The organism is Aestuariivivens insulae (assembly GCF_022662195.1).
Lineage (GTDB): Bacteria > Bacteroidota > Bacteroidia > Flavobacteriales > Flavobacteriaceae > Aestuariivivens > Aestuariivivens insulae.
Window position 1 is genome coordinate 208,397 of the sequence record NZ_JAKMCS010000004.1, and the last position, 14,269, is coordinate 222,665.

The window sequence follows — 14,269 nt, forward strand, 5'->3', positions numbered from 1 at the left end:
TCACAGACTTTCAAGAAACGAATCTAAATCTTTAATAGGCTTTAAATTTTTGTTGTCATGGGCCTCATTAATGGCCTCTATTGTATCCGCATTTGGAATATCTCCAACACTTTTAAACAAGATGTACTCAACATAATTATTGAGGCTTCTCTTTTGGGAGGAAGCTTTTTCTTTAAGGATTTCTAACAAATCCTTTTCAAGCCTAAATGCAGTCTGTATTTTCATAGTTATTAATTTAAATGGGCATTACATACAAAATTACAAAATAACAATATGTTATACAAATGTTATACTGTTGATAAGCTAAAACCATGTAAATAAAACTCAGTTTTTTATAGAAGATAAATAGTGAAGTCCTTTAGGATATTTTAAATTTGGTTGTAACAAATAGAGAGATTGTATTACTAATGAACAAATGCTCCCAAGAATATGTTTAAACACTTCATAGTATTAGAATGGAAATCCTTTATACGCTCGGCAAGCTTTGGGAAGAGTGTCGCTATTAAAATACTCATGGGCTTTTTGGCCATGTATTTTATGGTCATGTTCTTTGCAATGGGATTTTTTATGGACAAAATCCTCAAAGAAGTCTATCCAGACCTGGATCCGTTGGTAGCGTTTAATGGCCTGTTGTTTTATTGGATTATAGCCGACCTGCTTCTTCGGTTTTTCTTTCAAAAACTACCTGTAATGCAAGTAAAGCCCTTATTGGCCTTGCCAGTAAAGCGAAGTGAAATTGTGAATTACGTTTTAGGAAAATCGATATTGTCGTTCATTAATTTTTTACCCCTGTTCGCTATTGTCCCGTTTGGAATTAAATTAATGACAAAGCATCACGAAGTAACAACCGTATTGATATGGATGCTAATTATTGTGCTCATTACACTAATAAATAGTTTCCTGAATTTTATCATCGAAAATGCATCGGCTAAAACAGAACTTTCTTTTTTGCCCATTATCCTTTTTGTGGGCGCGCTTTTTGCATTAAACCATTTTCAGATCATAAACATTGCAGCCGGCCTTTCAAAAGGAGTTATGGCTATTATAGCAAATCCAGTATTCTTGGTCGTTCCTGTTTTGTTGTTGCTGGCACTGTACCTGTACAATTTTAAGATGTTAAAGCAAGTCCTGTATCTGGACAGTGGTTTAAAAACCAAAGTAAAGGAGGTAAAGGCCTCGAGCATGGAATGGACGAAGAGTTTTGGAGATATTGCGCCATTCTTGCAATTGGATTTAAAATTGATTTGGCGTAATAAACGTACCAAATCATCGGTTTGGATTGTGCTCATAGGGTTATTGTATGGGTTGTTTTTTTATCCACAACCTGCTTATCAAAATATGCCTTGGCTTTTTGTGTTTGTAGGCGTGTTTTCAACGGGTATTTTTTTAATCAATTTCGGGCAATTTATTCCGGCTTGGGACAGCGGCTATTACAAATTACTTATGAGTCAAAACATTAAATACGAGCAATATTTAAAATCTAAATTCACTTTAATGGCACTTAGTGTGGTTATCCTTTTTGTGTTGGGAATTCCATATGTCTACTTTGGGTGGAAAATCTTGTTGGCCCATTTTGTGGCGGCCATTTATAATATTGGAGTTAATACCCATGTGATTCTGTTAGGAGGGTCTTTTAATAGGAAAAAGATAGATTTAAATCAGAAGGCGGCATTTAACTATCAAGGGACAGGAGCCGTACAATGGTTAATAGGGATTCCATTATTATTGGTGCCTATGGGGCTTTTTGCACTGCTCTATTTTTTAGTGGAGTTTGAACTTGCCTGCTTGGTTTTAACTGTTTTTGGAATTGTAGGGATTGTTTTCCATGAAAAGTTAATGAAAGCCATCACCCAAAAATACCTCACATCAAAATATAAAATGATTAATGCTTTCAATCAAGAAAGCTAAACGTACAGGATTATGATAACAACATCAAATTTATCAAAGGCATATAAAGGCAATCAGGTTTTGCATATTGAAAATCTTGATATTCCCAAAGGTCAAAGTTTTGGTTTGGTAGGCAATAACGGGGCTGGTAAAACCACGTATTTTAGTTTATTGCTGGATTTAATTAAACCAACAACAGGGCATATTACTTCAAATAGCATACAAGTCGATAAAAGTGAAGCATGGAAACCATATACTTCAGCTTTTATTGATGAAAGCTTTTTAATTGGGTATTTAACTCCAGAAGAGTATTTCTATTTCATAGGCGAGTTACGTGGGCAAAACAAAGCCGATGTCGATAAATTAACTGGTCAGTTTGAAGATTTTTTCCATGGTGAAATCTTGAAACAGAAAAAATATTTGCGCGATTTAAGTAAGGGTAATCAAAAAAAAGTAGGTATTGTGGCGGCTCTCATAGGAAATCCGGAAGTTGTTGTTTTAGATGAACCTTTTGCCAATTTAGATCCTACTACCCAAATACGCCTTAAAGCCATTATTAAAAATCTTGCCGAAAAAGGAGGAGTAACGGTGTTGATTTCCAGCCACGATTTAATGCATGTTACTGATGTATGCGAGCGTATCGTGGTTTTGGATAAAGGTGAAATTATAAAAGATTTGGCAACTAATGCAGCAACCTTAAAGGAGTTGGAAGCCCATTTTGCGGGATAGCAGTTAATCCAAAAGTCATTCTATTTTTTAGGTTAATCAAAAAAGATGCTTATTTTTACCTACTTGCATAATATATGTAAGCGATTACAGTTATTATAATACTAAACAATCAAGGTATTGAAAGCATTTTCCAAGGGCATACTGGCAATAGTTATTTCCATTGTTTTACTGGCAAGCTGTTCGAGAAAGAAGGATAATTTTGTGAGTAGAAACTACCATGCCGTTACGGCAGAGTTCAACCCGCTTTATAATGGTTATTTAGCTTTAGAAGAAGGACGTATTAACCTTAACGAAAGCTATCAAGACAATTATTGGGAAATTCTACCAATAGAGCGCATGGAGGTGCTGGATGAGGTCATGCTTCCTGGGCAATCTAAAAGCGAAAATTTTTCTAGGGCCGAAGAAAAAGCGGTAAAGACCATCCAAAAGCACAGTATGAATATTGATGGCAGGGAAAAAAACCCGCAAATGGATCAAGCCTACCTGCTTTTGGGAAAAGCCCGTTATTTCGATCAGCGTTTCGTGCCAGCCATTGAAGCCTTCAATTATATTCTATACAAATATCCCGCAAGCGACAAGATCAATCAGGCCAAAATATGGCGCGAGAAAACCAATATGCGTTTGGAAAACAACGAATTGGCAATAAAAAACCTAAAGCGATTACTAAGACAAGAACATGTTGAAGGCCAAGATTTAGCCGATGCTACTTCTACGTTGGCCCAAGCCTATTTAAATGAAAAAATAATAGATACCGCCATTGTGCAATTGGAAATCGCTTCAGCGGCAACCAAAAGCAATGATGAACGTGGGCGCTATCGTTTTATTCAAGGACAACTTTATAATAAATTAGGTTATAAGGACAGTGCCAATATAGCTTTCGATAAGGTGATTGAGCTCAACAGAAAAACACCAAGAATCTATATGATTAGTGCCTATATCGAAAAAATTAAGAATTTCGATTATGCAAATGGCGATAAAGTGGCATTAAGGGAATTGCTTACTGAGCTTGAAGAAAACCGCGAGAACAGGCCTTATTTAGATAAAATTTATCATCAAATAGCAGCGTACCATGCTATTAATGGTTCAGATTCGTTAGCCAAAGTGTATTATAATAAATCGTTGCGAACCAATTCTCCAGACAAGTTTTTAAAAGCCAGAAATTATCGAATTCTTGGTGATATGAATTTTGATGTGTCTTTGTATAGTGATGCGGGACAGTATTACGATAGTACGATGGCCAATTTGGTTGAAGATTCGAAACCATACCGGGTTATTAAAAAGAAGCGTGATAATTTAGATGATGTCATTTATTACGAAGCAGTTGCACAAACAAATGATAGTCTGCTGCGTTTAATAAACCTACCCGAAGCAGACCGATTGGCATATTTTGAAGCTTTTACCGATAGTTTAGAGCAAAAGGCAAAAAAAGAAAAAGAGCTTCGCGAAGCTACCGAGCGTAATAAAAGTGGTGTGATTACGGTGAACAATAAGCTTCCGGGTCAAAGCACCAACCCAAGTTCTGGTAGGTTACCAGGACAAACAAGCACTTTTTATTTCTATAATGCTTCAACATTAGCTTATGGCAAAAATGAGTTTGTTAAAATTTGGGGTAATAGAACACTCGAAGATAATTGGCGTTGGTCCAGTAAAGTAGGTTCTAATAGTTCGGGAGTTGTATCAGGCGGTAACTTGTTGGCTACAGCAACCGAAGAGGAGCGCTACGATCCGCAATTTTATATTTCTAAAATTCCTTCCAAAGAAAAAGAAATAGACAGTATATGGAAAGAACGCAATTACGCCTATTATCAGTTGGGTTTGATCTACAAGGAGAAGTTTAAGGAGTACCAATTGGCAAAGAGTAAATTTCAAAATTTGTTGAACAGTAATCCAGAAGAACGCTTGGTGTTGCCTTCAAAATATAATTTGTATAAAATTTATGAACTGTTGGGACAAACAGGAGAGGCAGAAATAGCCAAGAACGATATTGTTACAAACTATCCAGAATCGCGTTATGCAACTATTTTAACCAATCCAGAATTGGCTAGTTTGGCCGATGAAAATAGCCCAGAAAGTGTATATGAAGCACTTTATGCGCAGCATTTAAATCAAGAGTATGAAACCGTAATAGACAAGAGTGAAGAATACATCAAAGCCTTTGATGGCGACGCTATAGTTTCTAAGTTTGAACTGTTAAAGGCTACAGCAACAGGGCGTTTGTATGGTTATAAGCCTTATGGCGAAGCCATTAATTTTGTAGCGGTCACGTATGCTAATACTTCCGAAGGCATTAAAGCACAGGAAATTCAGTCGAAAGTATTGCCACAATTATCCAATAGCGATTTTGTTGAGGCTACCGATAGTATTCCAAACCACTATAAAGTTGTTTTTAGGTTTGATAAAACAGAAAACGAAAGCATGTTAGGGTTCAAACAAGAGTTGGATACGATACTAAAGAATATGAAGTATTACGATTTAAAATCGTCTGTAGATGTTTATGATCCCAAATTGGCTTTTGTAGTAGTTCATGGATTTAACAACAGACAAATAGCGCAAACATTTGATCAATTATTAACCGAAGAAAATAAGCGTAAAATAAACAAATCCTATTTTGCAATCTCATCGGCGAATTATCAAATAGTTCAAATCCATAAGAACTTGGAAGCGTATTTAAGTTTAAATAATAATTAAGTTACATATTATGTTCACTGATAATAAAAAAGACAAAAACAAAAACATGGTAGAAGGAACATCAAGTCAAAATATTATTGCCCAAGGCACCAAAATAGTTGGAGATTTAAATAGTGAAGGCGACTTAAGAATTGACGGTGCAGTAGAAGGTAATTTAAAAACCACAGGCAAGGTGGTTGTTGGTAAAAAAGGTTATATTAAAGGAACACTACAAGGTACAGATGCGTATTTTGAAGGTAAGTTTGATGGTAAACTGGCACTAACAGGAACCTTAACCCTAAAAGCCGCTGCACATATACAAGGTGAGGTAGTTGTGGGTAAATTAGCTGTAGAGCCAGGAGCTACATTTAACGTAACCTGTATGATGAAGGGAGCAGTAAAAGAAATGAATAATGGCCAGCAACAAAAACAACAAGGATCAGGGTCCGAAAAAACAGCTTAAAAATGCCGCCCAGCTTTCGGGCATAGCCATTCAAATGGGGGTTACCATATACCTATTTGTGCTTTTGGGTAAATGGCTGGACACCAAATATAATAATGGTGACAAACTATTTATAATTATAATGACGCTTCTTGGCGTAGGCATATCGCTTTATGCCGTTCTTAAGCAAATTAACAGAATTAACAATAATTGATGCAGCATCCTTTTTATGGCTTTGTTATAAAAGCAACAGGCCTTTTAACGATCGTCTTTGGAATACATTTAGCCCTATTACACTTTTTAGGCTTTCCATTATTTGAAAACAAAATTATACTATCTTACACCGTAAACCTTCTATTGGTGATTGGTGTTTTTGGTTTGTTGTATATGCTTAGGGATAAATACAAAAGTCAACTTGGCTTTCTGTTTCTGGCAGGAAGTGTGTTGAAATTTGCAGTCTTCTTTATCGTGTTCTATCCTTTTTACAAGCAAGATAATGTAATTACTAAGTTGGAATTTGCTTCGTTTTTTGTGCCTTATGTAGTGGGGTTAATTTTAGAAACCTTAAGCCTAGGCAAATGGCTTAATAAAATAGATGAGTAATAGTTGGTGTATAGATTTTAATTATGTTGATAATTAGATTTATAACTTCAAAAGTCGACTCTCATTAAGCTGTGTTTTTTATTGAAAATCCCAATAGATTTAACAATACGAAATAAAAGAAAAAATTGTTTTTGTTTTTGAGATAAAAAACTACCTTTGCAGCGATTTTTAAGCCACTATTATATAAAGTGATATGCGAAGAAAAATAGCTTTAAAGCCAATAACCCTATTACTACTTTTACTAACCTTTGTTTCTTACGGAAAAGAACAACATGGTCACGGTGAAGCCAAAACCGATAAGAAATCTGAAGTTGATGCGTTTATAGCTCACCACTTAAAAGACTCTTATGATTTTAATTTGTTCTCTTGGACAACAGAAGAGGGTGTGGAAAAACATTTTGGTTTTCCATTGCCAGTGATCTTGTGGGACAATGGGTTAAAAGTGTTTTCGTCTTCGAAGTTCCACCATGGAGAAGAAGTTGCCGAGGTTGGTGGAAGTTATTACAAATTACATCATTCAAAAATCTATAAGGTTGATGGGCCAAATGGTGAAATTGTTGAAGATGAACACCATCATGCTGTAAACGAAAAGCCTTTGGATTTTTCTATTACCAAAAACGTCGCTTTAATTATTATGGTTTTTGCTATCATGTTCTTTATGTTTAGCAAAATGGCCAAGTCCTATAAAAAGAACAATGGTATGCCAAAAGGTATGGGGCGTTTCTTGGAGCCTATTGTACTGTATGTTCGTGATGAAATAGCGATACCAAACATTGGAGAGAAAAAATATAAGAAGTACATGAGTTATTTGTTAACCGTGTTTTTCTTTGTGTGGATAGTTAACTTGTTTGGTTTAGTGCCTATAGGGATGAATGTTACCAATAATATAGCAGTTACGCTATGTTTGGCACTTATTACTTACGTTATAACTACGTTTTCTGGTAATAAAGACTATTGGAAACATATTTTCTGGATGCCTGGGGTGCCAGTGCCTATGAAAATTATTTTAGCACCAATAGAATTATTGGGAACGTTTATTAAGCCTTTTGCATTAATGATTCGTTTGTATGCGAATATCACAGCAGGACACGTCGTGCTAATGAGTATTATTGGATTAGGATTTTTAGCCAAAAACTTTATAGGAACACCATTGTCGTTAGTATTGGCATTTGTGCTGTCTATATTAGAGTTGTTAGTAGCAGCGTTACAGGCGTATATTTTTACAGTGCTGTCGGCATTGTATTTTGGGATGGCAGTTGAAGAACACGACCATCATTAATATTGAATGTTTAATTTTTAATTATATATTTTATGGAAATTCCAGCTATCGTAGGTGCAGGTTTAGTAGTAATTGGAGCAGGTATTGGTATTGGTAGAATCGGTGGTTCTGCTATGGAGGCAATCGCTCGTCAACCTGAAGCTACAGGAAAAATTCAAACGGCTATGCTTATTGCAGCAGCGTTAATTGAAGGTATTGGATTTGCTGCATTATTTGCAGTAAACTAAAAAAGCTAAGCAACAGCTATAACGGTTGGTTATAGCTGTTCTTTTTAATTAAACAGAAGCATTTTAGAATATAATTATTATGGAAAAATTATTTGAAGACTTTTCGTTAGGGTTATTTGTTTGGCAAGCACTATTATTTATTGCTTTAGTATTATTGTTAAAGAAATTTGCTTGGAAACCAATATTAGATTCAGTTAACGATAGAGAAGAAGGTATAAAAGATGCATTGGATGCTGCTGAAAAAGCGAAGTTGGAGATGGAAAATCTTCAAGCTGATAATGAAAAGTTGTTAAAAGAAGCTAGAACAGAGCGTGAAGCCATGTTAAAAGAAGCTAGGGAGATGAAAAATAAAATGATTGAGGATGCTAAAGATGAAGCTAAAGAAGCATCAGCTAAGTTAATCGCCCAAGCCCAGGCTTCTATCGAAACAGAAAAGAAAGCTGCTATAGCCGATTTAAAAGCGCAAGTAGCCAATCTATCTATAGAAATAGCAGAAAAAGTAGTTCGCGAAGAATTATCTAACAAAGACAAACAAGTAAAATTGGTAGAGTCTATGTTGGGTGAAGCAACGCTGAATTAAAAATTATTTTGGTCACTGAGGTGATAGGCAGAGCTTACCTGTGCTGAGTGCAATTGAAGTATCGAAGCCCATTCGAAGTGACATTATAAAGAAAAGTATAATTAAAAGACACCCCGCTTAGCGGGACATAAATATGGCAGGAAGCAGAGCAGCAATACGTTACGCAAAAGCAGTTTTAGCATTGGCAACAGAGCAAAAGAACGCCGATGTTGTAAACGAGGATATGAAGTTGATTGCTAATACCATTGACCAAAGTGTAGAACTTAGCGACTTATTGAATAATGCGGTTACTAAGTCTGAAACGAAAAAGGCTGCACTGTTAGCAGTTTTTCCAAAACTTAATGCCGTTACAACTGGATTGTTCGACGTGTTAATTTCGAACAAAAGAATCGATATCTTAAATGATGTTGCTAAAAAGTACAGCGTATTATATGACCAGTTAACAGGTAAGGAAGTAGCTCAAGTAACAACAGCCTTTCCCATGACTAGTGATTTAGAGCTAAAAGTATTGGCAAAAATCAAGGAGTTAACAAATAAAGCGGTAGAGCTAGAAAATATAGTAGATGAAAGCATTTTAGGTGGTTTCATTTTAAGAATTGGAGACCAGCAGTATGATGCTAGTGTCTCTAACAAGCTAAACAAATTAAAAAGAGAATTTACATTAAATTAATAAATGGTTAGCATAGATTTCTATAGTCTATAGTCTAACGTCTAATATCTAAAAAAAGATGGCAGAAGTAAAACCAGCTGAAGTATCAGCAATCTTAAAACAACAACTTGCAGGATTTGAAGCATCAGCTTCATTAAATGAAGTAGGAACAGTACTTACTGTAGGTGATGGTATTGTACGTGCATACGGATTATCTAACGCACAATACGGTGAGTTAGTAGAGTTTGATGGTGGCTTAGAAGGTATTGTACTTAACCTTGAAGAAGACAACGTTGGTATCGTGTTATTAGGTCATTCAAAAAACATTAAAGAAGGATCTACTGTAAAGCGTACCGGTAAAATTGCTTCTATTAACGTAGGTGAAGGGATTGTAGGTCGTGTTGTTGGTACATTAGGGAATCCAATAGATGGTAAAGGACCAATCACTGGAGAAACTTTTCAAATGCCTTTAGAGCGTAAAGCTCCTGGTGTTATCTTTCGTGAGCCAGTAACCGAGCCATTACAAACGGGTATTAAATCTATTGATGCCATGATCCCTGTAGGACGTGGACAACGTGAGTTGGTAATTGGAGACCGTCAAACAGGTAAAACGACAGTTTGTATCGATACCATCTTAAATCAAAAAGAATTTTACGATGCAGGTAACCCTGTATACTGTATATATGTTGCTGTAGGTCAAAAAGCATCTACCGTAGCAAACATTGCAAAAACATTAGAAGATAGAGGCGCTTTAGCTTATACTACTATTGTTGCCGCAAATGCATCAGACCCTGCGCCAATGCAAGTATATGCGCCTATGGCCGGTGCTGCAATTGGAGAGTATTTTAGAGATACAGGTCGTCCAGCATTAATTATTTATGATGATTTATCTAAACAAGCGGTAGCTTACCGTGAGGTATCTTTATTATTACGTCGTCCACCAGGACGTGAAGCGTACCCTGGAGATGTTTTCTACTTACACTCTCGTTTGTTAGAGCGTTCTGCAAAAGTGATTAACGATGATGCCATCGCTAAAAACATGAACGACCTTCCAGAGTCTTTAAAGCCTATCGTAAAAGGTGGAGGTTCTTTAACGGCTTTACCAATTATTGAAACACAAGCAGGAGACGTATCGGCATATATTCCAACGAACGTAATTTCTATTACAGACGGACAGATATTCTTAGATGGAGATTTATTTAACTCTGGTGTACGTCCAGCAATTAACGTAGGTATTTCGGTATCTCGTGTTGGTGGTAATGCACAGATTAAATCCATGAAAAAAGTAGCAGGTACCTTAAAACTAGACCAAGCACAATATCGCGAATTAGAAGCGTTTGCTAAGTTTGGTTCAGATTTAGATGCTTCAACTTTAAATGTAATTGAAAAAGGTAAGCGTAACGTTGAAATCTTAAAGCAAGCACAGAACGATCCTTATACAGTTGAAGATCAAATTGCAATTATATATGCAGGATCTAAAAATTTATTAAGAAATGTTCCTGTTGAAAAAGTTAAAGAATTCGAAAGAGATTTTATCGAGTTTTTAAATGCTAAGCATAGAGACGTTCTAGATACGCTTAAAGCAGGAAAATTAACCGATGAGGTTACTGATACTTTAACAAGTGTTTGTAAAGATTTAGCTGCGAAATATTAATAGCCCCTCCCGACCTCCCCAAAGGGGAGGAGTTAAAAGGAGGATTTAAATAGATTAAGTATAACCAATAAAAATCCCTCCCCTTTGGGGAGGTTAGGTGGGGCCAATGGCAAACTTAAAAGAAATACGTAACAGAATATCATCGGTATCTTCAACGATGCAGATTACCAGTGCCATGAAAATGGTATCGGCTGCGAAGTTAAAGAAAGCACAAGATGCTATTACGGCAATGCGTCCGTATGCAGATAAGCTTACCGAGCTTTTACAAAGTTTGAGTGCAACGCTTGATGCCGATTCTGGGAGTAAATTTTCAACACAACGCGAGGTAAACAAGGTTTTAATTGTAGCTATAACCTCTAACAGAGGGTTAGCAGGAGCATTTAATTCCAACATCATTAAAGAAGTTAATAGATTAGCTTCTCAAACCTATGCAGGTAAAGATGTGTCTTATTTAGCAATAGGTAAGAAAGCTAACGATGCGTTTAAAAAGACCAATAAGGTTATTGCTAACAAAAGTGAAGTTTTCGATGATTTAACGTTTGAAAATGTTGCTGAAATCGCTCAACTTTTAATGGATAAGTTTGTTGCTGGTGAGTTTGATAAAATTGAAATTGTCTATAACAAATTCAAAAATGCAGCGACTCAAATTGTAATGACCGAACAATTTTTACCAATTGTTCCTGTTGAAGGAAGTGCCAATACAAACGCCGATTACATTTTTGAGCCAGGAAAGGCAGAGATTGTTGAGCAATTAATACCTAAGTCTTTAAAAACACAGTTATATAAAGGCATAAGAGATTCTTTTGCCAGTGAGCATGGTGCACGTATGACAGCGATGCACAAAGCAACAGATAATGCAACAGAATTAAGAGATCAGTTAACCTTGTCTTATAACAAAGCACGTCAGGCAGCAATTACCAACGAAATTTTGGAAATTGTTGGTGGAGCGGAAGCGTTGAACAATTAGGCGAGAGCCAAATGTTCAAAAAAAGCGGAAGCATTGAACAATTAGGCGAGAGCCAAATGCTCAAAAAGAGCGGAAGCGTTGAACAATTAGGCGAGAGCCAAATGTTCAAAAAAAAGCGGAAGCATTGAACAATTAGGCGAGAGCCAAATGCTCAAAAAGAGCGGAAGCGTTGAACAATTAGGCGAGAGCCAAATGTTCAAAAAAAGCGGAAGCGTTGAACAATTAGGCGAGAGCCAAATGTTCAAAAAAAGCGGAAGCGTTGAACAATTAGACGAGAGCCAAATGTTCAAAAAGAGCGGAAGCGTTGAACAATTAGGCGAGAGCCAAATGTTCAAAAAAAAGCGGAAGCATTGAACAATTAGGCGAAAGCCAAATGTTCAAAAAAAAAGCGGAAGCATCGAATAATAAATAGTTATGGTGGTTGAGGTGTCACACTGAGCGCAGTCGAAGTGCTCTCGAAGCCAGCATAAAGAGATATCAAACCCGTCAGGTTTTAAAACCTGACGGGTTTTTTTATGGAACACTATTTGATTCACTACTTTTATAGAAACAATAAAGGATGAAATTAGTAAAGCAAATTATGTTTTTTGGTATCATAACGCTGGTAGCTGTTAGTTTTTCACAATGTGCTTCAACACATAAAATGCTAGACAGTATTGCAGTAGTGTTTGGAGAAGTGTATTATCAAACTTGGGTTGCAGGGGTGAAAGATGCTGGTTCGGGTATCAATCTATACATTCCCATAAAAAGTAAACCAGATAACATTGTTATGGATAGTGTTTATTTTAAGGGGAAAAGGGCAAAACTAGAGCAGAGTAACCCAAAGCTTTATATCGCTAGGTTTTCTAATACTTTAAATAAGCCGGATATTGTAATGAGCAATGCCCCCTATGCAGAGTATGGAAATAAAGTCCCAAGGCTTAAACAGCATACCCCTTTTGAGTTAAAAGACAATGAATGTATTTTAAGCTATGTAGAGAACAATAAGAAGAAATATTATAGAATTTCCGGTATTATTAAAAAGGAACCTATCTTTTATCCCAGTGCACCTCCAAAGAAGCAATAACTTATCTTTGGTTTGCATTAGCTAAAAATGTATTTTTAGCCATATAAACGGCATGTCCTTGGGCGCACTCAAAACACTTTTTAAACAAACTTTTATTTATGGCTTGGCAACGGTGCTGCCACGCATGTTAAGTTTTCTCTTAGTGCCGCTTTATACTACAAAAGGCGTTTTGCCTTCGGTAGCAGAATATGGAAAAGTATCGGTTATTTTCTCATACTTTGTTTTGTTTAATGTGGTATTGGCTTATGGCATGGAAACCGCTTTTTTTAGGTTTTTTAATAAAGAGGAAGACAAAGCCAGTGTTATTGGTACTTCAACCATTTCGTTGGTAATTTCATCATTAGGTTTTTTCCTTATAGCCTTATGTTTTCAGAACCAAATAGCGAATTTTATCGATATTGATGTTAAATACATTGTACTGGTTATTTGGATTTTATTATTGGATGCCTTGGTCATTATTCCTTTTGCATGGTTAAGGGCTACAGAAAAGCCTATGCGTTATGCGGTTATTAAAATTACTAATGTTGTTATTAACCTAGGACTCAATATTTTCTTTTTGTTAGGGCTTAAGGGCTTGGCTTCAGACTATAACCTTTTCAATACCATTTATGTTCCAAATTTTGAAGTGAGTTATATTTTTATAGCCAACCTTGTAGCAAGTGCAGTTACCTTATTGTTAATGCTATCTTTTTACTTAAAGGTTAAGTATACTTTCAATAAAAGTTTATGGCAGACAATGTTTAAATACGCTTTCCCCGTTTTAGTTGCTGGCATTGCCTTTTCCATAAACGAAACATTTGATAGAATACTGCTAAAAGAATTATTGCCAGAGGATATCGCCGAAACCCATATAGGCATGTACTCGGCCTGTTATAAAATAGCACTCTTTATGACCCTGTTTGCAACAGCGTACCGTCTTGGGATAGAACCGTTCTTTTTTAGTCATGCTAAAAGTGAAAACCCACAAAGAAATTATGCGCGCATACTGGAGTTTTTTGTAGCTCTAGGGTCTATAATCTTGCTTTCGGTAATTGTGTTTGTAGATGTATTAAAACCTATAATAGTAAGAGATGAGGCCTATTGGGAAGCCATGTGGGTTGTCCCCGTTATTTTAATTGCTAACTTTTGCCTGGGTATTTATCATAACCTTTCGGTTTGGTATAAAATTACGGATAGGACAAAATTTGGCGCATACATTTCTATTATTGGAGCTATCATCACGCTTTTTATGAACATCCTATTTATTCAAACCTATAGTTATAAGGCATCAGCTATAGCCACATTATGTGCTTATGCAACTATGATGGGGTTGTCCTATTTCTATGGAAGAAAATACTATCCCATCCCTTACAATATGAAGAAAATATTGGGGTATTTAGGTCTATCAATAGGACTATCAGTATTGTCGTTTTATCAATTTAGGGCGAATTATATTATTGGAATCTCGATGTTAATTGTATTTTTGGGAATCGTATTTTTTTCAGAAAAAAACCAAATTAAACAATTGTTAAAACGATAG

At 36.0% G+C, this 14,269-nt stretch carries 15 protein-coding genes; 14 read left to right on the forward strand and 1 reads right to left on the reverse strand.

What is annotated here, in order from left to right; genetic code table 11:
- Positions 1-225: a hypothetical protein gene (locus MR062_RS06900; RefSeq protein WP_242203360.1), complete on the reverse strand. Its 225-nt coding sequence runs from the start codon at positions 223-225 to the stop codon at positions 1-3.
- Positions 226-429: 204 nt separating this feature from the next.
- On the opposite strand from MR062_RS06900, the gene MR062_RS06905 reads away from it, so the two are divergent.
- From MR062_RS06905 to MR062_RS06970, 14 genes are all read left to right on the forward strand, one after another.
- Positions 430-1,908 carry a DUF5687 family protein gene (locus tag MR062_RS06905; RefSeq protein ID WP_242203361.1) on the forward strand — a complete coding sequence of 493 codons (1,479 nt, stop codon included), beginning with the start codon at positions 430-432 and terminating at the stop codon, positions 1,906-1,908.
- 12 nt (positions 1,909-1,920) lie between these two features.
- Positions 1,921-2,616: an ABC transporter ATP-binding protein gene (locus MR062_RS06910; protein WP_242203362.1), complete on the forward strand. Its 696-nt coding sequence runs from the start codon at positions 1,921-1,923 to the stop codon at positions 2,614-2,616.
- Positions 2,617-2,733: 117 nt separating this feature from the next.
- A complete protein-coding gene (porW, locus tag MR062_RS06915) occupies positions 2,734-5,304 on the forward strand; it encodes a type IX secretion system periplasmic lipoprotein PorW/SprE (RefSeq protein WP_242203363.1) in 2,571 nt (856 codons plus the stop codon).
- Between the two features lie 10 nt (positions 5,305-5,314).
- Positions 5,315-5,746 carry a bactofilin family protein gene (locus MR062_RS06920; RefSeq protein ID WP_242203364.1) on the forward strand — a complete coding sequence of 144 codons (432 nt, stop codon included), beginning with the start codon at positions 5,315-5,317 and terminating at the stop codon, positions 5,744-5,746.
- On the forward strand, positions 5,697-5,939 hold the full coding sequence (locus tag MR062_RS06925) for an AtpZ/AtpI family protein (RefSeq protein WP_242203365.1): 243 nt from the start codon (positions 5,697-5,699) through the stop codon (positions 5,937-5,939). The genes MR062_RS06920 and MR062_RS06925 overlap by 50 nt, the downstream gene beginning before the upstream one ends.
- On the forward strand, positions 5,939-6,328 hold the full coding sequence (locus MR062_RS06930) for a DUF6168 family protein (protein ID WP_242203366.1): 390 nt from the start codon (positions 5,939-5,941) through the stop codon (positions 6,326-6,328). Before MR062_RS06925 ends, MR062_RS06930 begins: the two co-directional genes overlap by 1 nt.
- Before the next feature lie 193 nt (positions 6,329-6,521).
- The gene (gene atpB, locus MR062_RS06935) at positions 6,522-7,607 is read left to right on the forward strand and encodes a F0F1 ATP synthase subunit A (RefSeq protein WP_242203367.1); all 1,086 of its coding nucleotides are present in this window, start codon (positions 6,522-6,524) and stop codon (positions 7,605-7,607) included.
- Between the two features lie 32 nt (positions 7,608-7,639).
- A complete protein-coding gene (gene atpE / locus MR062_RS06940; RefSeq protein WP_104735064.1) occupies positions 7,640-7,834 on the forward strand; it encodes an ATP synthase F0 subunit C in 195 nt (64 codons plus the stop codon).
- Between the two features lie 79 nt (positions 7,835-7,913).
- Positions 7,914-8,414, forward strand: coding sequence for a F0F1 ATP synthase subunit B (locus tag MR062_RS06945; protein ID WP_242203368.1), 501 nt, complete (start codon positions 7,914-7,916; stop codon positions 8,412-8,414).
- 133 nt (positions 8,415-8,547) lie between these two features.
- Complete coding sequence (gene atpH, locus MR062_RS06950; RefSeq protein ID WP_242203369.1) at positions 8,548-9,084, forward strand: ATP synthase F1 subunit delta; 537 nt, start codon at positions 8,548-8,550, stop codon at positions 9,082-9,084.
- 58 nt (positions 9,085-9,142) lie between these two features.
- A complete protein-coding gene (atpA, locus tag MR062_RS06955) occupies positions 9,143-10,717 on the forward strand; it encodes a F0F1 ATP synthase subunit alpha (protein ID WP_242203370.1) in 1,575 nt (524 codons plus the stop codon).
- A 106-nt stretch (positions 10,718-10,823) separates the two neighbouring features.
- Positions 10,824-11,684 (forward strand): ATP synthase F1 subunit gamma, encoded by an 861-nt coding sequence (atpG, locus tag MR062_RS06960; protein ID WP_242203371.1) that lies wholly within the window; start codon positions 10,824-10,826, stop codon positions 11,682-11,684.
- 559 nt (positions 11,685-12,243) lie between these two features.
- On the forward strand, positions 12,244-12,750 hold the full coding sequence (locus tag MR062_RS06965; protein ID WP_242203372.1) for a hypothetical protein: 507 nt from the start codon (positions 12,244-12,246) through the stop codon (positions 12,748-12,750).
- 58 nt (positions 12,751-12,808) lie between these two features.
- Positions 12,809-14,269: an oligosaccharide flippase family protein gene (locus MR062_RS06970; protein ID WP_242203373.1), complete on the forward strand. Its 1,461-nt coding sequence runs from the start codon at positions 12,809-12,811 to the stop codon at positions 14,267-14,269.

What these genes read in the sequence shown, in the direction of transcription:
- MR062_RS06900 (WP_242203360.1), bottom strand. Translation starts at nt 225, where the DNA reads ATGAAAATACAGACTGCATTTAGGCTTGAAAAGGATTTGTTAGAAATC.
- MR062_RS06905 (WP_242203361.1), top strand. Translation starts at nt 430, where the DNA reads ATGTTTAAACACTTCATAGTATTAGAATGGAAATCCTTTATACGCTCG.
- MR062_RS06910 (WP_242203362.1), top strand. Translation starts at nt 1,921, where the DNA reads ATGATAACAACATCAAATTTATCAAAGGCATATAAAGGCAATCAGGTT.
- MR062_RS06920 (WP_242203364.1), top strand. Translation starts at nt 5,315, where the DNA reads ATGTTCACTGATAATAAAAAAGACAAAAACAAAAACATGGTAGAAGGA.
- MR062_RS06925 (WP_242203365.1), top strand. Translation starts at nt 5,697, where the DNA reads ATGGCCAGCAACAAAAACAACAAGGATCAGGGTCCGAAAAAACAGCTT.
- MR062_RS06930 (WP_242203366.1), top strand. Translation starts at nt 5,939, where the DNA reads ATGCAGCATCCTTTTTATGGCTTTGTTATAAAAGCAACAGGCCTTTTA.
- atpB (WP_242203367.1), top strand. Translation starts at nt 6,522, where the DNA reads ATGCGAAGAAAAATAGCTTTAAAGCCAATAACCCTATTACTACTTTTA.
- atpE (WP_104735064.1), top strand. Translation starts at nt 7,640, where the DNA reads ATGGAAATTCCAGCTATCGTAGGTGCAGGTTTAGTAGTAATTGGAGCA.
- MR062_RS06945 (WP_242203368.1), top strand. Translation starts at nt 7,914, where the DNA reads ATGGAAAAATTATTTGAAGACTTTTCGTTAGGGTTATTTGTTTGGCAA.
- atpH (WP_242203369.1), top strand. Translation starts at nt 8,548, where the DNA reads ATGGCAGGAAGCAGAGCAGCAATACGTTACGCAAAAGCAGTTTTAGCA.
- atpA (WP_242203370.1), top strand. Translation starts at nt 9,143, where the DNA reads ATGGCAGAAGTAAAACCAGCTGAAGTATCAGCAATCTTAAAACAACAA.
- atpG (WP_242203371.1), top strand. Translation starts at nt 10,824, where the DNA reads ATGGCAAACTTAAAAGAAATACGTAACAGAATATCATCGGTATCTTCA.
- MR062_RS06965 (WP_242203372.1), top strand. Translation starts at nt 12,244, where the DNA reads ATGAAATTAGTAAAGCAAATTATGTTTTTTGGTATCATAACGCTGGTA.